The organism is Pseudomonas sp. IT-196MI5 (assembly GCF_949767415.1).
Lineage (GTDB): Bacteria > Pseudomonadota > Gammaproteobacteria > Pseudomonadales > Pseudomonadaceae > Aquipseudomonas.
The window spans coordinates 167,300-185,282 of the sequence record NZ_CATKPZ010000003.1 but is presented as its reverse complement, the minus strand read 5'-3'; the positions used below and the strand labels follow the sequence as shown (position 1 = coordinate 185,282).

The following is a 17,983-nucleotide window of genomic DNA, read 5'->3' as shown; positions in this document are numbered from 1 at the left end:
CACCTCAAACGCTGTTCCCTGTGGGTGCGAGCTCGCTCCTACTGCCCCAACCGCTCCAGCGTATGCGTCAACGGTTCCAGCGACCCTTTTTTATCGAACACCCGATGATCCGGCTCAGTTTGCAGCTTCCGGTCGAGACTCGGCGATCGCTCCGGTGCGGGCGATCACGGTCAGGATCGACAGTGCGGCGATCACCAACCCCGGTGACGTTGCCAGCAGCACGCCAGTGGTGCCGGCACCGGCGGCGAGGATCTGGCCGGCGGCCAGGGGACCTGCCACCGAACCGAGCCGGCCGATGGCCACGGCCGCGCCGACACCGGTGGCACGCACTGAAGTCGGGTAGGAAGGGGGCGCCAGTGCATAAAGTACAAGCTGTGCGGCCATGACGAACAGCCCGACGGCAAACCCGGCGATTGCCATCGGCACGATACCCACTGACAGGCCGACCCCGGCCAGTGCCGCCAACACTCCTGCGTACACGAACAGGACCACTTTCAGGCCGTTGCAGCGGTCCAGCATCAACCCGCCGAGCAGCGAACCAATGGCGCCGCCCAGGTTGAACAGCATCTGCACCATGCCTGCCTGAGGCTTGGTGAAACCCTGTTCCAGCAACAGCGAGGGCAGCCAGTTGAGCAGCATGTACATCACGGTCAGGGTGAAGAAGTAGCTCAACCACAAGGCCAGCGTGCTGCGTGCGCGCCCTTCGCCGAACAGCGCCTGGGCGGTAGACGACCGTTGGCTGGCGGTCGCGGCGTGTTGCTGGCGGAACGCAGTGGATTCGGGCAGCAGCAGCGCCATCAGTGGCACCACCAGTAGAGGCGTCAGGCCGCCGATGATGAAGGTGGTTTGCCAGTGCTCACTGGAAAACATCACCACCACCGCCGCCAACGCGCCGCCCAGGGGCACGCCGCAGTACATGACGCTGATGGCGGTGCCGCGATGGCGCTCGCTTACGGCCTCGGCACACAGGGCAATCAGGTTGGGCAAGGCGGCACCCAGGCCCAGGCCGGTCATGAAGCGCACCAGCAGCAGGCTGGAATAGCTCTCGACATAGGCGGTGCAGAGCGAGAAGACGCCGAACAGCAGCACGGCGCCGACGAGGATTTTCTTGCGGCCGATACGATCGGCCACCCAGCCGCCAAAAAACGCGCCAGGCAACAGGCCAATGATCCCGGCGCTGAACACCCAGCCCATCATCTTCGGGTCCAGGGCAAAGCTCTGGCGCAATCCTGCGGCAGCGGTGCCGGCAGCCTGCAGATCGAACCCCTCGATCAGCGCAACGATAAAGCACAAAGCGATTGTCAGCGTCGAGCGACGCGATGGACTGTCCATGGGTGAACCTCATTGTTGTTTTTTTATGCAGTCGAGCCCTCCGCGCGTTAGGAGCGCCGTCAATGACCGCTGACGATTAAGATAACAAAGATAACTAAAAAAAGAATGGTGGCTTAAAAAGCGCGTAAACCACGAATAAAGTGATAAAAAACAGTTTGTTATGGATGCATTAGAGAGATTGTATAAAAATAGATAATAATATTAATGTTCGATTATCGGTCATCTCCGATTGACGACGCCCCTTGGCTGTTTCCATTCTCTGATCGTGAAGCCGGCAGTCCCGTACGGGTCAGGCACCAGAAAAACAATAAAAAGTGGACATCGAACATGCCAAAACGCCCCTTGAACACCGGTTCAGTAGCGTCGCTCTCCTGCGTCTGCAGTCTCCATCCCGGGTGGGTCGTGGCGCTGCTTGGTGCCAGTGTTCTGCCCTTTCAGTTGCGGGCCGAAGGATTTATCGAGGACAGTCACGCAAACTTGACCCTGCGCAATTACTACCTGGACCGTGAATACCAGGACGGCGGCGCAAAGACTGCCGCGCGGGAATGGGCTCAGGGTTTCATCCTGGGCATGGAGTCGGGGTTTACCGAAGGGACTGTGGGCTTTGGACTGGATGTGCGGGGACTGCTGGGGGTCAAGCTCGACTCCGCTCCGGATCGCAGCGGCACTGAACTGCTGCCGGTGTCGGCAAGCGACAAGCGCGCGGCGGATGACTATTCGCGGCTGGCTCCGACGGCCAAGCTGCGGTTTGCCCAGTCTACGATCAAGAGTGGCGATGTCTCGATCTTCCTGCCGTTTGCCTTTGCCAGCCCGTCGCGACTGCTGCCACAAACCTTTCGCGGCACCACACTCAGTTCCAGGGACATCGATGGCCTGACCCTGAACACCGGTGACATCGATCGCATCAACAAGCGCGATTCCACGGACTATCAGGCCATGGCCATCGCCTCGCCAAACCGGCGATTCAACGGCGCCGCCACCACCTCGCATCTGGCGTACGCAGGGGGCGATTATCAGGTCAACAAAGAACTCAGTCTGCGCGCCTACCATGCCGAGGTGGCCGACCTGTACCAACAGGACACTCTGGCATTGCTGCACAACCTGGCGCTCGGCGAAGGCGTGTTCACCAGCGACTTGCGCAGTTTTTTCAGCCGCGAGGATGGCAGCGCCAAGGCGGGCAGGGTGGACAACCGCAACCGCTCGGCGTTGTTCGGCTACCGCTTCGGCGGGCACCGAGTGAGCCTTGGCTACATGCATTCCAGTGGCGATACGGCGACGCCGTACATCTCTGGCACGGAGTTGATGGGCATGAGTGAACAGACCATGGCTTCGGATTTTCTCAACGCCAAGGAGCGCACCTGGCAAGCGATCTATGACTACGACTTCGTCGCATCCGGGGTGCCCGGTTTGAAGGGAAGGTTGCGTTACGTGCGCGGCGACAATATCGAGCTGGCCGCCTTCAACGCCGAGGACCGCAAAGAGCGCGAATTCCAGATGGAACTGGGTTATGTGATTCAGGGCGGCCCGCTGAAAAACGTGGGGCTGTTGGCGCGCAAGGCGATCTACCGCAATGACTTCCCGAGCGGTACGGCGTTTCGTGATGAAAACCAGACCCGGTTCCTGGTGATCTATACCTTGCCGATCTGGTAAGCCCGGGTCCTTCGATGTTCCCCGCCGGCCGCCCCTGTTTTTTTGGCGGGAGGGAGCGTGCCGGCAGACTGTGTTCAGTCCTGGTAAACCTTTCTCAGCAAGCGCAGCAACTCCTCGCGCTCTTCACCGGTCAGCGATGAAGTGGAGTCGAAATCGCTTTGCGCGGCGATCTGCTTGAGCTCCTTGAGCAAGGTTTCGCCGGTCTTGCTCAGGAAGATTCCATAGGAGCGTTTGTCCGGTTTACAGCGCACCCGCACCGCCAGCGCGCGGCTTTCAAGCTTATTGAGCAGCGGCACCACCTGCGGCGGCTCGATGGCCAGGGCCCGGGCCAGGTCGGCCTGCATCAACCCTGGGTTCTGCTCGATGATGGCCAGGGCCGAGAACTGCGCGGGGCGCAGGTCGTGGGCTGACAGGCGACCGATCAGGTTCTGGAACAGTTTGAGTTGGGCGCGCCGCATCGCGTAGCCGATCAGGTCATCCAGTGCCGAATCCAGCGGTGCCTGCATCTCGGCGGTGGCGGACGGGGACTCGCTCTGATCGGCGAGGGGAGAAGGCTTGGCCATTGCGGGTGAATCCTGAACAGGTGGAGGTTAACAAGCGTATCCAGTTTGCCGGGGTTGGCTGCTGATAGCTATGCCCGTCGCTCATGGCGATGGGCTCGAAGGATATTTCAGGGTGGATAAAAAAATGGTTAATTTGATTAATGGTTAATTGACATAACTATATAGGTCCTTTAATTTCCAGTCATCTTCAAGCCAAGAACAAGAGAGCATCGCCATGAGCAACTACGAAGGTCGCTGGACAACCGTCAAGGTCGAGATCGAAGAAGGCATCGCCTGGGTCATTCTCAATCGCCCGGAAAAGCGCAACGCCATGAGCCCGACACTCAACCGGGAAATGATCGATGTACTGGAAACCCTGGAGCAGGATCCGGCGGCTGGCGTGCTGGTGCTGACCGGTGCCGGCGATGCCTGGACCGCGGGCATGGACCTCAAGGAGTATTTCCGCGAAGTGGACGCGGGCCCGGAGATCCTCCAGGAAAAAATCCGCCGCGAAGCCTCGCAATGGCAATGGAAACTGCTGCGCATGTACGCCAAGCCAACCATCGCCATGGTCAACGGCTGGTGTTTCGGTGGCGGCTTCAGCCCGCTGGTGGCCTGTGACCTGGCGATCTGCGCCGACGAAGCGACCTTCGGCCTCTCGGAAATCAACTGGGGCATCCCGCCGGGCAACCTGGTGAGCAAGGCCATGGCCGACACCGTGGGCCATCGTCAGTCGCTGTACTACATCATGACCGGCAAGACCTTCGGAGGGCAGAAAGCCGCCGAGATGGGCCTGGTCAACGAAAGCGTACCCCTGGCGCAACTGCGTGAAGTCACCGTGGATCTGGCGCGCAACCTGCTGGAGAAAAACCCGGTGGTGCTGCGTGCGGCCAAGCATGGCTTCAAGCGCTGCCGCGAGCTGACCTGGGAGCAGAACGAGGACTACCTGTACGCCAAGCTTGACCAGTCGCGCCTGCTCGATACCGAAGGTGGCCGCGAGCAGGGCATGAAGCAATTCCTCGACGACAAGAGCATCAAGCCCGGTCTGCAGGCCTACAAACGCTGAGACTGATAGCCGGGTGCAAGTCCGCCCGGCGCTTCACATCGCTCGAATGCATTCCCGATAAAGACAATAAAGAGGAATCACCATGCTCGACGTGCCCCTGCTGATTGGCGGCCAGTCGCTCTCTGCTCGCGACGGTCGGACCTTCGAACGCCGCAACCCGGTGACCGGTGAATTGGTATCGCGGGTTGCCGCCGCCACCCTGGAAGATGCCGATGCCGCGGTGGCTGCGGCGCAGGCAGCGTTTCCCGCCTGGGCCGCCCTGGCGCCCAATGAACGTCGCAGCCGTTTGCTCAAGGCCGCCGAGCAGTTGCAGGCGCGCAGCGCGCAATTCATCGCCGCCGCCGGCGAGACCGGGGCCATGGCCAACTGGTACGGATTCAACGTGCGGCTGGCAGCGAACATGCTGCGTGAAGCGGCGTCGATGACCACCCAGATCAATGGCGAAGTCATCCCCTCGGATGTACCGGGCAGTTTTGCCATGGCCCTGCGTCAACCCTGCGGTGTGGTGCTGGGTATCGCCCCGTGGAATGCCCCGGTGATTCTCGCCACCCGCGCCATCGCCATGCCGCTGGCGTGCGGCAACACCGTGGTGCTCAAGGCCTCCGAACTGAGCCCGGCGGTGCACCGCCTGATCGGCCAGGTCTTGCAGGATGCCGGCCTGGGGGATGGCGTGGTCAATGTCATCAGCAATGCCCCGGCGGATGCCCCGGCGATTGTCGAGCGGCTGATCGCCAACCCGGCGGTGCGACGGGTCAACTTCACCGGTTCAACCCATGTCGGGCGCATCGTCGGCGAGCTCTCGGCGCGCCACCTCAAACCGGCCTTGCTGGAGCTGGGCGGCAAGGCGCCGTTGCTGGTGCTCGATGATGCCGACCTGGATGCGGCGGTGGAGGCAGCCGCTTTCGGCGCGTACTTCAATCAGGGGCAGATCTGCATGTCCACCGAGCGACTGATCGTCGATGCAAAGGTCGCCGATGCTTTTGTCACCAAGCTGGCGGCCAAGGTCGAGACACTGCGCGCCGGTGATCCCGCGCTGGCGGATTCGGTGCTCGGTTCGCTGGTGGATGCCAGTGCCGGAACGCGCATCAGGGGGTTGATCGACGATGCCCTGGGCAAGGGCGCGCGCTTGGTGGTCGGCGGACAACTGGACGGCAGCATTTTGCAGCCGACCCTGCTCGATGGCGTCAACGAAACCATGCGTCTGTACCGCGAGGAGTCCTTTGGCCCGGTGGCGGTGTTGTTGCGCGGGGAGGGTGACGAAGCGCTGCTGCGTCTGGCCAACGATTCCGAGTTCGGTCTGTCGGCGGCGATTTTCAGTCGCGATACCGGGCGCGCCCTGGCGCTGGCCCAACGGGTCGAGTCGGGCATCTGCCATATCAATGGCCCGACCGTGCACGACGAAGCGCAAATGCCTTTCGGCGGGGTCAAGTCCAGCGGCTACGGCAGCTTTGGCGGCAAGGCGTCCATCGAGCATTTCACCCAGTTGCGCTGGGTTACCTTGCAGCATGGACCGCGGCATTACCCGATCTGAACCGCAGAAATAACAATAAAAAGGCTGCAGCCACCACCATGCCCATTCGTGCGCCCTGGTGGTAGCGTGCCTTGATGGAGTACAAGCACGTGAGTTCCGAATTCAGATCGCAACCCCACACCGAGGCCGGCGCGCCGCGCTACCGTCACCTGTCCATCGGTCGCGCAGCGGTCGAGGTGACAGAACAGCAGGGCGCATTGCACATGCGGTCCCTGGAGCCATTGGCCGAGTATCCGCCGCGACTGCTTGACCGTCTGGTGCATTGGGCACGGGTGCGTCCCGAGCAGACCTTCATCGCCGCCCGCCAGGCCGATGGTAACTGGCGCCGGGTCAGTTACGCCCAGATGCTCGACAGTGTCCGGGCCATCGCCCAAAGCCTGTTGAGCTACGGCCTGTCGGCAGACAAACCCCTGGTCCTGCTCTCGGGCAATGACATCGAGCATTTGCAAATCGCCTTCGGCGCCCTGTACGCGGGCATCCCCTACTGCCCGGTGTCGCCGGCCTATTCGCTGCTGTCCCAGGATTTCGCCAAGCTGCGTCACGTCTGCGACCTGCTGCAACCCGGCCTGGTATTTGTCAGTGATGCTGCAGCCTACCAGCGCGCCATCGATGCCGTACTGCCGGCCCAAACGCCACTGATCACCGTGGGTGGCCAGGTCGCGGGGCGCCACCAGGTCAGCATTTCCAGCCTGCTCGAGCAGCCGGGCGGTGCCGAGGCCGATGCCGCGTTTGCCAGCACGGGGCCGGACAGCATCGCCAAGTTCCTGTTCACCTCCGGCTCGACCAAGCTGCCCAAGGCGGTGATCACCACCCAGCGCATGCTGTGCGCCAACCAGCAAATGCTGTTGCAGACGTTTCCGGTGTTCGGCGAAGAACCGCCGGTGCTGGTGGACTGGCTGCCGTGGAACCACACCTTCGGCGGTAGCCATAACGTCGGCATCGTGCTCTACAACGGTGGCAGTTTTTACCTGGACGACGGCAAGCCCACGGCGCAGGGTTTCGCGCAAACCCTGCGTAACCTCAAGGAAGTGTCGCCCACCGCCTACCTCACCGTGCCCAAGGGCTGGGAAGAACTGGCTTCGGCACTGGAGCAGGACGCGGAACTGCGGGAGGTTTTTTTCCAACGCATCAGTCTGTTCTTCTTTGCCGCTGCCGGTTTGTCGCAAAGTGTCTGGGACCGGCTCGACCGAGTCGCCGAACAGCACTGCGGTGAACGTATCCGCATGATGGCCGGGCTCGGCATGACCGAGGCTTCGCCGTCTTGCACGTTCACCACCGGGCCGTTGTCCGTGGCCGGTTATGTCGGCCTGCCGGCGCCCGGTTGCGAGGTGCGCCTGGTGCCGGTGGACGGCAAACTCGAAGGGCGCTTTCGTGGGCCGCACATCATGCCCGGCTATTGGCGGTCACCGCAGCAGACCCTCGAAGCGTTCGACCCGCAGGGCTTCTACTGCTCCGGTGATGCGCTCAAACTTGCCGACCCGCGCGACCCGCAATTGGGGCTGATGTTCGACGGGCGCATCGCCGAAGATTTCAAGTTGTCATCCGGGGTGTTCGTCAGCGTCGGGCCTTTGCGCAGCCGGGCGGTGCTCGAAGGCTCGCCCTATGTCCAGGACCTGGTGGTGACCGCGCCGGATCGGGAATGCCTGGGTGCGCTGGTCTTTGCGCGGATGTTTGAATGTCGACGGCTGTCAGGGCTGGCGGCCAGTGCCAGCGACACCGATGTGTTGGCCAGCGCGCCGGTTCGCGAGTGGTTCGCCGGCTGGTTGCAGCGACTCAATCGCGACGCCTCCGGTAATGCCAGTCGCCTGGAGTGGATTGCCTTGCTCGACGAGCCGGCGTCCATCGACCGGGGCGAAATCACCGACAAGGGCTCGATCAATCAGCGTGCGGTATTGCAGTGGCGCGCGGAGCAGGTCGAGGCACTGTATCGCGGGCTCGATCCGACGATCCTGCGCGCCGGGTCGAAGTCGTGAGCGCAGGCGAGCGGCGCTATTGATCGAGAACCCGGCCTGGCGAGCCTGAGGCTTACTCGGCTGACGGACAGCCTGTGTTGTACAGTGAGTGCATTGTTACGTTAGACAGCAAGGAGACATCATGACGGTCAAGCGTATGGACAACGTCGGCATCGTTGTAGACGACATCGACGCTGCCATTGAGTTCTTCACCGAACTAGGCCTCGAACTCGAGGGGCGCGCCCCAATCGAAGGCGACTGGGCAGATGGCGTCACTGGATTGCGCGACATGCGCGTCGAGATTGCCATGATGCGTACGCCGGACGGTCACAGTCGGCTCGAGTTATCCCGATTCCTCGCACCGCCTGTGGTCGCCGATCACCGCAGCGCCCCGGTGAACGCCCTCGGTTACCTGCGCGTCATGTTCACAGTGGAAGACATCGACGACACGCTCGCCAGGCTCTACAAGCGCGGCGCGCAGCTCGTCGGCAAAGTGGTCCGGTACGAAGACACCTATCGGCTCTGCTACATACGGGGGCCCGAAGGCATTCTCATCGGGCTGGCCCAGGAGCTCGGGCAGCACGCTTGTCGATGAGCTCAGCGCTGGCGGGTCGCCTCCGTGCCCGGCACCTGGTCCGCGGGCCAGTCGATGAACGGGCAGATCGAATAGAAGTGCTCGCTGCAAGAGGGCTCGCCGGGCAAGTGCTCCCTGTCACTCAACATCGCCGGATCGTGTTTGTTTAAAGGTGTTTAAGGTTGCTTCATGCAAGCTACAAGACCTTGCGCCGTTGCCTACGGTTACGCCAGAATCCGCCGGCTTGTGCGCCTCGGGGGCCATCGGTAACTTGATTCGTGTCACTGCTCATCAGTGATCGGGTTTAGTCGCCCGTTGGTTTCACGAAGTGTATTTGCATCCAGACAGACAGGTCATTTCATGCCTGCACTTCATGGTAGCTGTGCGCAGGGCGCCTTCGGGTGCGCCGGTTTCGTGTCTCCCCGGTCGACTAACCTGCGTACAGCTGCCACCCCCCTTGTTTAGTCGCAAGTCGGTGATGGCTCCATTTTTTGGAGACGGAAATATGTTCAAGGTAACGCCAAACCCACCGGACGCCGATCCGGTCTCACCACATGAAGCCGACTCAACCAGGCTCAACGAAGCCGCCCTCAATGGTCATCTCCCCTCGATTGCCGATATCAAAGCCACACCGCGCACACCCAGCAGCTTGTTCACTGTGGACCCGCAGGCGAGTCCCGAAACCTTGATGGTTTATCTGGTCGAAACCCTCGCGTCGGTCGATGTGATGGTCCATCAGTTGGTGGATCACCTGGACGGTGGGTCGCGCAATGCGTTGCTGGGCATTTCCAACAGCGTGATGCTGGCGGAGATCACGGCGAACCGGGTGCTGGATCAAATCGATCCGTAGGAGCGAGCTTGCTCGCGATGGAGGCCAACGATGACGGGGGAAACCAGACTTACCGCAGCGTCCTCTGGTTTTTCGCGAGCAAGCTCGCTCCTACAAGGGTGCCGGCGTGTGATTTGGGAGTGAAAGCAATGGACCCGCCAGGGCGGCGGGTCCGAAGGGGGATCAAAGCTTCGGCAATTGCCCGATGCGGCCCATCATCTCGGTCACGATCTGCAAGTCCAGCAGGAACTGCTCGGTGGTCTTGAACTCGTTGTCGTTGTGACCGGTGTATTTGACGTCCGGCATGGCCAGGCCGAACTGCACGCCGTTGGGCAGTTCATGCACGGAGGTGGCGCCAGCGGAGGTGCCGAACTTGTGTTCCATGCCGAGGTTTTCGCTGGGCACCGCGAGCAGGGCCTTGACCCATTCACCCTCGGGGTTGCGGTACATCGGTTCGGCAATCGACAGGTCGAAGGTTGGTGCGATGCTGGTCTTCTTGCTCCAGGCGTCCAGCTTTGTGGCGATTTCGGATTTGAGCACTTCCGGCGTCTTGCCCTTCGGCACGCGCAGGTTGACCGCGAGTTTGAAGGCTTTGTCGTCCATCCCGACATAGGTCAGGGACGTGGTCAGCGGGCCCATGAACTCATCGGCAAAACCGACCCCCAACTTGCCACCCAGGTAGTCCAGCCCCCAGTTGTCGGCGGCGTAGCGGGCGGCGTCAGTGATCTGGTTGTGCTTGAGCGCGACCTTGCCGTCGAGGCTATTGATGAAGTCGAGCATCCTGGCCACCGGGTTGACGCCGGACTCGGGCTCGGAGGAGTGCGCGGACACACCGGTGACCGTCAGTTTGACGTCCTTGCCGTCGATCTTGGCGGCGACCTCGAAGTTGCCACCGTTGCGCTTGGCATAGTCGGTGCCGGCCTTTTGCAGGCTGGCGGCCAGTTCGGCGGGCTTGTCGGTCACCAGGGTCACGACCGATGTCGACGGAATCTGGTTGGTGGCCAGGCCGCCGGTCATCGAGGTGATTTGCGCTCCTTTGCCTTGAGCCTTGCGTTTGGCGAAGCTGGCCATGACGGTGCCGTAGCCCTTCTCGGCGATCACCACCGGGTAGCCGCCATCCAGCGCCAGGTTGTAGTTGGGGGTCGGGTTGCGTTCAAAGTAGTAGGGGATGGCGTCACCCGTGGTCTCTTCGGTGGTGTCGACCAGCAGCTTGAAGTTGCGGGCCAGCGGCAGCTGCTCTTCCTTGATGATCTTCATGGCGTAGAGCGCCACCACGATGCCGTTCTTGTCATCTTCAGTGCCGCGGCCATACATGCGATCACCGATCAGGGTGACCTTGAACGGATCGAGGCGGGTGCCGTCCTGCAGCACCCAGTTCTCCGGCGTCACCGGCACCACATCGGCATGGGCGTGAATGCCCACGACTTCATCGCCAGCGCCTTCCAGGGAGATTTCATAGACGCGGTTATCGATGTTGCGAAAGTTCAGGTTGAACGCCAGGGCGAGGCCCTTGATCTTCTCGGCAATCTTGAGAAATTCGGGATTGTCGTGCTGGGCAACACCGTCCACGCGCACGGTTGGAATGGCCACCAGCTCCTTCAAGGTTTCGGTGGCCGCGCTGCCGTATTTCACCCGGGCGTAGAGGCCAAGCAGGCGATGGATTTCATTTTGCTGCCCGGCGCTAAGCGTCTTGTTGCCCTGGAACGCACGGATGGCCGGGCCGAGGTTGTCGGTTTTGGCGATATCGCTCTTGGACAAGTCGCCCAGGAACTGTCTGAAATCCTTGACCGATGCATCACTGAAGGTCTTGAGGATGATCGCGCTTTGTTGCGGGGTGATGTTGGCGTGGGCAGCGGTGGTGAACGACGAAAGGCTGGCGAGCATGAGGCTGGTCGCAGCCAAGTGCTTGAGGGAAAAATCCATTGCTGGGGGCATTCCTTTGCAGGTGGTTTGTAAGAAATATCTGATCGTTTGATCAGAAACATTTGCAAACTACCACCACGAGCGTGTGAAACGGGAGCCCCTGAAGTGGGATCTGTCGCACAGAAATGCAAAAGCGGCGCAGAAATGAAAAACCGCTCTATCAATGCTTACATTCCGACATCACCACGTGGCAGGTATTCGGCGTGCCGCCGGATCGGCCCGCATAGCGGATGCAATTATCCAGGGATTTCTGGCGAGCCATGTCCAGGGTGTTCGCCCAGGCGAGGCCGCCTTCGCCGACAGTGGGGAGGGCTTTTGCGTAGCAGGTTGAACCCGTGTTTGGGGCGGAATAACGAGCCGTGGTGGCTTTGCCTGAACATCCCGCTGTCAGTGCCAGACCAATGGCGAGCAGGAACCATGATGACCATTGACGCGCAGTTTTTCCCGTCATCCCGGTTCCCCTGTAGCAAGAGGCGTATTCGAGATCGTACCTGGCCAGATCAGGGCCGGGGCACACTCTTTCTTTGAGCCTATCCTTGCGGCACCGATCCTGCCGCTCCTTTCGTCTGCTTTCCTTTCTTCAGTGTGTCCGGTCGTCCGAGAGTCGAGGTGGGGTCGCTACAGACCACTGAACAGGCTGATGATCACGGCATTGACCAGGTCAATGAAAAAGCCGCACACCAGCGGCACGATCAGGAAGGCCTGGTGCGCCGCGCCGTACTTTTGCGTCACGGTCGACATGTTGACGATGGCCGTCGCCGTGGAGCCGAGGGCAATCCCGCCGAATCCGGAAGCAATCACACTGGCTTCGTAATCGCGCCCCATACAGCGGAAGACCACGAAATACGTATAGGCGACCGTCAGCAGAATCTGCAGGGTCAATGCGCACAGAATGAACATCAACGCGCCGTCGAGTTGCCATAGCTGAAGCCCCATCAGGGCCATGGTCAAAAACATGCCCAGACAGATATCGGAGATCAGCGACAGGCCCAGGCTTGCACCGCTCCAGGTTTTCAGTCGTTGATCGCCCACAAAGGCCAGAACGAGGTGATGAATGACGATGCCCGCGAACAGGCAACTGACAAATTTGGGCAGGGTGATGCCGACATCGACCAGCAGCAGATTGAGTCCATAGCCGAGCATCAGGGTCAGGTTGAGCCACATCCAGGCCCAGAGCACGTCGTAGTAGTCCAGTGGCTTGCTCGGTTGTTGTTCGAGAATGCCGACTTCCAGCTCTGCATCCCTGGACGGCGTCAGTCGATAGCGACGTATCAGTTGGTTGGCGATAGGGCCGCCGATGACGCACGCGGCAATCAGGCCGACGGTGTTACTGGCGATGCCCAGTTCGTGCGCGTTACCGATTCCCAGTTTTTCGACGAACAGCGGTGCCCAGGCCAGGGTGGTGCCCACCCCACCCGTGAGGGAAATGGAGCCCACCATCAAGCCGGCTTTGGGATCAAGTCCAAAAACCTCGGCAACAGCCATGCCCAGCGAGTTCTGCAGAAGAATGAACACAGCGGCGAGTAACAGCAGGATCAGCAGCGGGCGCCCACCCCTGAGCAGTTGGCGCATGTCCGATTTCAAGCCAATGCCGGCAAAGAAATAGAGCAGCAGGGTGTCGCGAACTTGCAGATCGAATTCGATATGGATATTCAAACCGAAGTAAAGCAAGGACGTCACCGCCGCACAGATGAAGCCGCCGACGACCGATTCGGGGATACAGTAGTGGCGGAGAAAGGCGTTGTGCTGGACGAGGGTTTTGCCGAGGAAAAGCAGGAGAATGGCGAGTGTAAAACTCACGAGGCCGTGAACCTGGAAGAGCTGTGAAGTCATTTAAGGCCTACCTGAATACTGAAAAATCATTATCAGGATACGGTGATTCAATGTTTAGACCTGTATCAATGAACGCTCGATACAGCCTTGCTCGTCCAGATGGTTTCCTAATCATGAGGTGCGTTTGTGCGCCAAGCGTGAGGACAGCCTGGCCTGAACGGGAAAACCCATCCGGATTGGCATAGGCCGCCATCACGCTCCCGATGGTCAATCAAACGGCTGACGTTAGCGCTTGATCTGAGAAATCTTCGTTCCTTCGATGCTGACCCCCGCCATCAGCCCTTGCTGGTCGAAGATGAACGCGTAGGCGTCGTCTTTGAGCGTCGAGCTGGACAGGTTCTTCGCAACCCCTGCATTCACTAAAACAACCGTTGGCCCTACACCGATTTCCCAGCCCTTGGTGTCGGCTAGATATTTCATGGCTTTATCGGTCATCAGGAAAACCACATAGCCATACGACTGGGCGCCGGCTTGCAGCCCCCATGAACCGCTGACGGAGTTGTAGTAACTCTCGACTTTCGAGCCTTTTATCAGTACGCCTTCGCCATAGCTGCCGCCGAACACAAGACCGGCCTTGATGATGTTCGGGAAAACAAGCGCCGCTTTGGCTTTGTGTGAGATGGTTTCGGAAAAAGGATTGGTCTTGTAGAGCGTTTGCAACGCTTGTCGAGAGTCGGCATTCAGGTCCTCGGCGGTGGCCGCTCCCGCAGTGTTCAGGAAACTGGCCGATGCCAATGATGCCGTCACGAGGAAGATCGACAGGAAGAACCGCATTGATTGAGTCATTTGCCTACTCCGCCGAGGGAGCATTGGATGAGAGCAGTGGCAAGCGCCTGCGTCAGGCAGGAACCGAATCCGCTGAGGTTATCCGGCGCACCCTGAAGTGTGTGAATTGCAGGCATCGCTCTTGAATGAAGTTAGCTCGGGGCCATTGATCATTTGCGATGCCTTCAGCTGTTATGACCACAGCGTAATGGCCGGGTTCGCTGTCAGTTTTGCTTCTGGCCTCTGGCGTCCAGTATTTTCACACCGTGATTCCGGGTGGCGGCCGATAACACCGGCCTGAACGCGAAGTCGAAGTGCCGTTGGCATCCGCAGCATTGATGTTCTGATTGAGTCGGCTGAGTAGGGCGGGGCTGGGATCGTCTCGCAGGCGCATGACCGCCTCATATTCGTCAGAGAAAAACGCAACAGGCAGCAAAAGGCCCGCTCAATGACGGGCCTTCTGTTTGGGGTCAAATCCTTTTGTTCATCCAATCTGCGCTCCATCTTGTGAGCGTTTCGTGAAAAGCATGTCGTAGCAATGAAAAAGCCCGGCGTCGGCCGGGCTCTCTGTAGATGGGCCAAATCCATTTGGCTGATCCCATTGTGCTGGGTGGATGTGACGACGATATGACAGGGCTGACACGATGAGCTGATCGCTGTCGGGCTGGTCAATTTAGCGGAAGCTACAATTTTCTTGAGAAAATTATGGAACGCTTGTCGAGCGGCGAGATTTTCGCCAAACCCCGGAAACGACAAAGCCCTGAATAATCAGGGCCTTGTCGTATAAAGATGGCGGAGGCGATGTCTTTTGTGTTCCGCGTGCAACCACGGAAAGCCAGGGGCCAAGGTATGGGCTGAGACTCATCTGAATTGAGTCATCATCCTTTTAAACAGGAGGTGACTGATGGCATCTCTGACGACAAAAACCGTAGAGAAAATAGTCAGAGCTGGGTTGGCTGGAATGACCAACGATGGCGACGGCCTCTACTTGAAAGTCGGCCGTTCCCGTGGCGTCAGTTGGATTTTTCGCTACAAGATTGCCGGCAAGAGCCGAGAAATGGGGCTGGGCGGGAGCGCCGAAGTCAGTCTCGCGAAAGCTCGTGAGAAAACAGCAGAGGCCAGAAAGCTGAGCAAGTCAGGCGTCGATCCGCTCACCCATCGGGATGAGGCGTTGGAGCGACAACAGCTGGAAAAAGAAGCCGAACGTTTAGCTCAGGACACTGCAAAGATCAGGGCAACCCCCCTTCAAAGACGTTGTTCTCGACTACATTGCTGCCCACAGGGCGGGCTGGAAAAATGCCAAGTATGCACAGCAGTGGGAAAACACTTTGGCTACTTATGCGTTCAAGGTCATAGGTGATCTTCCAACGCAGGAGGTCTGCGAGCAAGCACTTGCACATGCAGTAGAGAGTGCGGTTGAGGCGGCTTATCGCCGTGGAGTCCTTTTCGGCAAGCGGCAAATTTAATTGGATCACTGGTCACGATTTGTGTGCGACATACAGGAAGCGCAAGACAGCGGGAAAGATAGCAATGGAGGCACAGCTTAGTACCAATCCCTACTGATATCGGTCAGCCAGCACTAACATGAGGTGCTAGTAGGTGATCAAACGGTTTTTGGCTGCATCAGTCAGTTAAAAAGCGGTCGCGTAAATCGAGTCTCATGATGGTGTTTAGTGCTGGAGGATTAAGCGACGACGCAGGAGGCGTGGTTGTCTGTTTGGACAGTGCGTCTTTTGCCATTCCAGGGGGCTGTTTTCAAACCAGCGATTGAATGCTCGACTGAATCCGCTGGAGTCAGCGTATCCGAGTAGCCCCGACATCTGCTTCATGCTGATTGAAAGGTCTTCGAGATAGCTTCGAGCCATCCCTTGGCGGGTTTCATCCAATAGCCGCTGGAAGGATGTGCCCTCTTGCGCCAGGCGGCGTTGCAGCGTGCGTGAGTTGAAGGCCATGCAATCGGCGACTTTCTCGATGGTGGCGCGACCACTGGGCAGCAGGTCGCGCAGCAATTGCTTTACGTAGCCGGGCATCTCGTCGGCCGACAATCGCTCCATCCTTCCAATGTGTTCAGAGATCAATCGGAACAGCGTTTCGTCGGCCGAACTCAGCGGCAGTGAAAGTACTGCCGAATCGAACTCAAGGCCCGTGTAGGAGGAGGCGAAAGTCGGTAGGAAGCCGAGTGTTTGCAGATAGTTTGACTCATCACAGAGTGGTGGATGCCGAAGCAGTACCGCTCCGGGTTGCCAGCCACTGCCCACCAGGGTGCGCATCAACTGTACGCCTACGCCACAGGCTAGCTCTTCGGCCTGGCGCAATCCAGGTATGTCGCCTTCGTTGACGCGGTAGCTGAGAGCGGCAAGGCCACCTTCGACGTCGAGCCCGACCTCCGCCGCCCCGTTGTAGAGCGAATAATTTGCGCGCAGTTCGCTCAGCGCATCACCGACCGTCCTGGCGTTACGAATCAGACAGAGTAGGTCACCAAAGACATTGATACCCTGGTAAAGCCCATACTGAAGACCAAACAAGACGTTATCTGATTGCTTCTCGCACCGTTCCAGCAATGCACAGTACCGCCGGTAAGACAGGATGCCCTCATGCCGCCGCAGGCTCTCCTGTGGCAGAGAAACGCGTCGAAGCATTTCCGCTGGGTTCAGGCCCTGGCGGGTGGCGAACTCCTCGAAACCGGTAAGACTGAGTGCACGAACGAAAGGATTCAGAGACATATTCCGGTACTTGCTGGTTGCATTCTGACGTCGAGACGTTGAAGTTGGAGCCGGGCGTACCGCCCATCATTTGCCAAAGGTCATACCAGGTCAAACAGGTGGCTTGGTGCCGGTGCTCGGGGGCCTGCCTGAGGCGGGCGTACCGAGTTGCTGTGCTTGCTCATAGCGTTGTTTCCACTTTTGTGGACTCATACCGTTCCATCGAGTGAAGGCCCTGGAGAATGCACTCAGATCGGCATAACCCAGCAGCCCGGAAATCTGTGTCAGGCTGATGGATGAGTCGCAGATGTAACGCGTGGCAATTGATTGTCGCGTCTTGTCCAGCAGCGCCTGGAAGCCAGTACCTTCTGCCATGAGATATCGCTGCAGGGTTCGGGGGCTGATCTTCATGTGCTCGGCGACCTGCTCGATGGTGACATGGCCGTTGGGGAGCTGCTCGCGTAATAGCTTCTGCAAGAAGGAAGGCAGTTCTTGCAGCGTAATCCGGGACAGTTCGTCAATATGTTGCCGGGCCAGTTGTTGAAACTGTGGATCAGTTGCGCTCAGGGGTATCTCCAGCAACGAATCATCGAAGACCCATGCATTGACCGGGCTGTCAAAGCGAGGCGTGACTCCGAGCAGGCGCCTGTATGCGCCGGTTTTTTCGCCTGCTGAGTGTTGCATCAGCAAGCCGTTCGGCTTCCAGGGACGCCCAAGCAGGCTTTGTATGAGTTGAGCGCCCACGCCCATGGCCAGCTCCACAGTTTGTCGTACCGAGGCGGCATCTCCGTCGGTCACTTCGTACAAAAGTCGTGCGTTGCCGCCCAGTCGTTCGAGATGAAGCTGCGCCCCGCTGCTGTGGACATGGAAATATTGTGTCAGCGCCTTTAGTGCATCACCGACCGTGCTGGCGCTGCGAATCACGTACAACAGGCTGCCTAGTCCCCGCGAGCCTTGGTGCAGACCAAACTGCAGCCCGAAAAGTGGATTCTTCGAGCGTTTTGCACACAGCGCTAGCAAGGCATTGAACTTCGCACCGGAAATGAGATTGGCCAGCTCGATGTCAGGCAGTTCGAGTTCAACCAGAACGGTGTGTGGATCGAGCCCCTGGCTGATAGCAAATTCGTTGAATCCCAGCAGAGCAATGCCCGGTACAGAAGAGCTCATTTCGATATGCCTGCGTGTCCCATGTCGTCCGCTCTGGAGTTACGGCCTTTGCTCAAGGGAAGGGCAATAGAGCCCAATGAACAGGTTGTCGAACGATCCTACACCAAGATTTGGAAC

17 protein-coding genes are annotated in these 17,983 nt (G+C 59.4%); 8 read left to right on the top strand and 9 right to left on the bottom strand.

Features of this window, described 5'->3' with window-relative positions; all coding sequences use genetic code 11:
• Positions 1-114 precede the first annotated feature (114 nt).
• Positions 115-1,332: a 3-(3-hydroxy-phenyl)propionate transporter MhpT gene (gene mhpT, locus ACM6IK_RS02575; RefSeq protein WP_414873006.1), complete on the bottom strand. Its 1,218-nt coding sequence runs from the start codon at positions 1,330-1,332 to the stop codon at positions 115-117.
• Between the two features lie 327 nt (positions 1,333-1,659).
• Here mhpT and ACM6IK_RS02570 point away from each other — a divergent pair, with 327 nt between their 5' ends.
• Positions 1,660-2,982, top strand: a complete 1,323-nt coding sequence (locus ACM6IK_RS02570) for an OprD family porin (RefSeq protein ID WP_414873005.1) — start codon at positions 1,660-1,662, stop codon at positions 2,980-2,982.
• A gap of 74 nt (positions 2,983-3,056) precedes the next feature.
• Here the strand turns inward: ACM6IK_RS02570 and ACM6IK_RS02565 are convergent, their stop codons facing one another.
• Complete coding sequence (locus ACM6IK_RS02565) at positions 3,057-3,545, bottom strand: MarR family winged helix-turn-helix transcriptional regulator (RefSeq protein ID WP_414873004.1); 489 nt, start codon at positions 3,543-3,545, stop codon at positions 3,057-3,059.
• Positions 3,546-3,759: 214 nt separating this feature from the next.
• Here ACM6IK_RS02565 and ACM6IK_RS02560 point away from each other — a divergent pair, with 214 nt between their 5' ends.
• From ACM6IK_RS02560 to ACM6IK_RS02545, 4 genes are all read left to right on the top strand, one after another.
• Positions 3,760-4,590: a p-hydroxycinnamoyl CoA hydratase/lyase gene (locus tag ACM6IK_RS02560; protein WP_056722899.1), complete on the top strand. Its 831-nt coding sequence runs from the start codon at positions 3,760-3,762 to the stop codon at positions 4,588-4,590.
• An 82-nt stretch (positions 4,591-4,672) separates the two neighbouring features.
• Complete coding sequence (locus ACM6IK_RS02555; protein ID WP_414873003.1) at positions 4,673-6,121, top strand: aldehyde dehydrogenase; 1,449 nt, start codon at positions 4,673-4,675, stop codon at positions 6,119-6,121.
• Positions 6,122-6,210: 89 nt separating this feature from the next.
• Positions 6,211-8,094, top strand: coding sequence for a feruloyl-CoA synthase (locus tag ACM6IK_RS02550; RefSeq protein WP_414873002.1), 1,884 nt, complete (start codon positions 6,211-6,213; stop codon positions 8,092-8,094).
• Positions 8,095-8,215: 121 nt separating this feature from the next.
• On the top strand, positions 8,216-8,668 hold the full coding sequence (locus ACM6IK_RS02545; RefSeq protein WP_414873001.1) for a VOC family protein: 453 nt from the start codon (positions 8,216-8,218) through the stop codon (positions 8,666-8,668).
• Between the two features lie 2 nt (positions 8,669-8,670).
• Here the strand turns inward: ACM6IK_RS02545 and ACM6IK_RS02540 are convergent, their stop codons facing one another.
• Positions 8,671-8,796 carry a hypothetical protein gene (locus ACM6IK_RS02540; protein WP_414873000.1) on the bottom strand — a complete coding sequence of 42 codons (126 nt, stop codon included), beginning with the start codon at positions 8,794-8,796 and terminating at the stop codon, positions 8,671-8,673.
• Positions 8,797-9,152: 356 nt separating this feature from the next.
• On the opposite strand from ACM6IK_RS02540, the gene ACM6IK_RS02535 reads away from it, so the two are divergent.
• The gene (locus ACM6IK_RS02535; protein ID WP_414872999.1) at positions 9,153-9,497 is read left to right on the top strand and encodes a DUF6124 family protein; all 345 of its coding nucleotides are present in this window, start codon (positions 9,153-9,155) and stop codon (positions 9,495-9,497) included.
• Between the two features lie 162 nt (positions 9,498-9,659).
• Here the strand turns inward: ACM6IK_RS02535 and ACM6IK_RS02530 are convergent, their stop codons facing one another.
• The 4 genes from ACM6IK_RS02530 to ACM6IK_RS02515 all read right to left on the bottom strand — a co-directional run bounded on the left by ACM6IK_RS02530 (position 9,660) and on the right by ACM6IK_RS02515 (position 14,018).
• Complete coding sequence (locus tag ACM6IK_RS02530; RefSeq protein ID WP_414872998.1) at positions 9,660-11,399, bottom strand: dipeptidase; 1,740 nt, start codon at positions 11,397-11,399, stop codon at positions 9,660-9,662.
• 160 nt (positions 11,400-11,559) lie between these two features.
• The gene (locus ACM6IK_RS02525; protein ID WP_414872997.1) at positions 11,560-11,850 is read right to left on the bottom strand and encodes a hypothetical protein; all 291 of its coding nucleotides are present in this window, start codon (positions 11,848-11,850) and stop codon (positions 11,560-11,562) included.
• Between the two features lie 167 nt (positions 11,851-12,017).
• Complete coding sequence (gltS, locus tag ACM6IK_RS02520; RefSeq protein ID WP_414872996.1) at positions 12,018-13,232, bottom strand: sodium/glutamate symporter; 1,215 nt, start codon at positions 13,230-13,232, stop codon at positions 12,018-12,020.
• 225 nt (positions 13,233-13,457) lie between these two features.
• Entirely contained in the window at positions 13,458-14,018 is a 561-nt protein-coding gene (locus tag ACM6IK_RS02515) for a YSC84-related protein (protein ID WP_414872995.1), read from the bottom strand.
• 883 nt (positions 14,019-14,901) lie between these two features.
• On the opposite strand from ACM6IK_RS02515, the gene ACM6IK_RS02510 reads away from it, so the two are divergent.
• Together ACM6IK_RS02510 and ACM6IK_RS02505 are read left to right on the top strand one after the other, a co-directional pair.
• The gene (locus tag ACM6IK_RS02510) at positions 14,902-15,357 is read left to right on the top strand and encodes an Arm DNA-binding domain-containing protein (protein WP_414872994.1); all 456 of its coding nucleotides are present in this window, start codon (positions 14,902-14,904) and stop codon (positions 15,355-15,357) included.
• On the top strand, positions 15,266-15,463 hold the full coding sequence (locus tag ACM6IK_RS02505; protein WP_414873013.1) for a phage integrase central domain-containing protein: 198 nt from the start codon (positions 15,266-15,268) through the stop codon (positions 15,461-15,463). The genes ACM6IK_RS02510 and ACM6IK_RS02505 overlap by 92 nt, the downstream gene beginning before the upstream one ends.
• A gap of 204 nt (positions 15,464-15,667) precedes the next feature.
• Here the strand turns inward: ACM6IK_RS02505 and ACM6IK_RS02500 are convergent, their stop codons facing one another.
• Both ACM6IK_RS02500 and ACM6IK_RS02495 read right to left on the bottom strand, forming a co-directional pair.
• Entirely contained in the window at positions 15,668-16,720 is a 1,053-nt protein-coding gene (locus ACM6IK_RS02500) for an AraC family transcriptional regulator ligand-binding domain-containing protein (protein WP_414872993.1), read from the bottom strand.
• A gap of 90 nt (positions 16,721-16,810) precedes the next feature.
• A complete protein-coding gene (locus ACM6IK_RS02495) occupies positions 16,811-17,866 on the bottom strand; it encodes an AraC family transcriptional regulator (protein ID WP_414872992.1) in 1,056 nt (351 codons plus the stop codon).
• Between the last annotated feature and the right edge of the window lie 117 nt (positions 17,867-17,983).

What these genes read in the sequence shown, in the direction of transcription:
- ACM6IK_RS02530 (WP_414872998.1), bottom strand. Translation starts at nt 11,399, where the DNA reads ATGGATTTTTCCCTCAAGCACTTGGCTGCGACCAGCCTCATGCTCGCC.
- ACM6IK_RS02535 (WP_414872999.1), top strand. Translation starts at nt 9,153, where the DNA reads ATGTTCAAGGTAACGCCAAACCCACCGGACGCCGATCCGGTCTCACCA.
- ACM6IK_RS02555 (WP_414873003.1), top strand. Translation starts at nt 4,673, where the DNA reads ATGCTCGACGTGCCCCTGCTGATTGGCGGCCAGTCGCTCTCTGCTCGC.
- gltS (WP_414872996.1), bottom strand. Translation starts at nt 13,232, where the DNA reads ATGACTTCACAGCTCTTCCAGGTTCACGGCCTCGTGAGTTTTACACTC.
- ACM6IK_RS02495 (WP_414872992.1), bottom strand. Translation starts at nt 17,866, where the DNA reads ATGAGCTCTTCTGTACCGGGCATTGCTCTGCTGGGATTCAACGAATTT.
- ACM6IK_RS02500 (WP_414872993.1), bottom strand. Translation starts at nt 16,720, where the DNA reads ATGTCTCTGAATCCTTTCGTTCGTGCACTCAGTCTTACCGGTTTCGAG.
- ACM6IK_RS02515 (WP_414872995.1), bottom strand. Translation starts at nt 14,018, where the DNA reads ATGACTCAATCAATGCGGTTCTTCCTGTCGATCTTCCTCGTGACGGCA.
- ACM6IK_RS02540 (WP_414873000.1), bottom strand. Translation starts at nt 8,796, where the DNA reads ATGTTGAGTGACAGGGAGCACTTGCCCGGCGAGCCCTCTTGCAGCGAG.
- ACM6IK_RS02565 (WP_414873004.1), bottom strand. Translation starts at nt 3,545, where the DNA reads ATGGCCAAGCCTTCTCCCCTCGCCGATCAGAGCGAGTCCCCGTCCGCC.
- ACM6IK_RS02525 (WP_414872997.1), bottom strand. Translation starts at nt 11,850, where the DNA reads ATGACGGGAAAAACTGCGCGTCAATGGTCATCATGGTTCCTGCTCGCC.
- ACM6IK_RS02545 (WP_414873001.1), top strand. Translation starts at nt 8,216, where the DNA reads ATGACGGTCAAGCGTATGGACAACGTCGGCATCGTTGTAGACGACATC.
- ACM6IK_RS02570 (WP_414873005.1), top strand. Translation starts at nt 1,660, where the DNA reads ATGCCAAAACGCCCCTTGAACACCGGTTCAGTAGCGTCGCTCTCCTGC.
- ACM6IK_RS02510 (WP_414872994.1), top strand. Translation starts at nt 14,902, where the DNA reads ATGGCATCTCTGACGACAAAAACCGTAGAGAAAATAGTCAGAGCTGGG.
- ACM6IK_RS02560 (WP_056722899.1), top strand. Translation starts at nt 3,760, where the DNA reads ATGAGCAACTACGAAGGTCGCTGGACAACCGTCAAGGTCGAGATCGAA.
- mhpT (WP_414873006.1), bottom strand. Translation starts at nt 1,332, where the DNA reads ATGGACAGTCCATCGCGTCGCTCGACGCTGACAATCGCTTTGTGCTTT.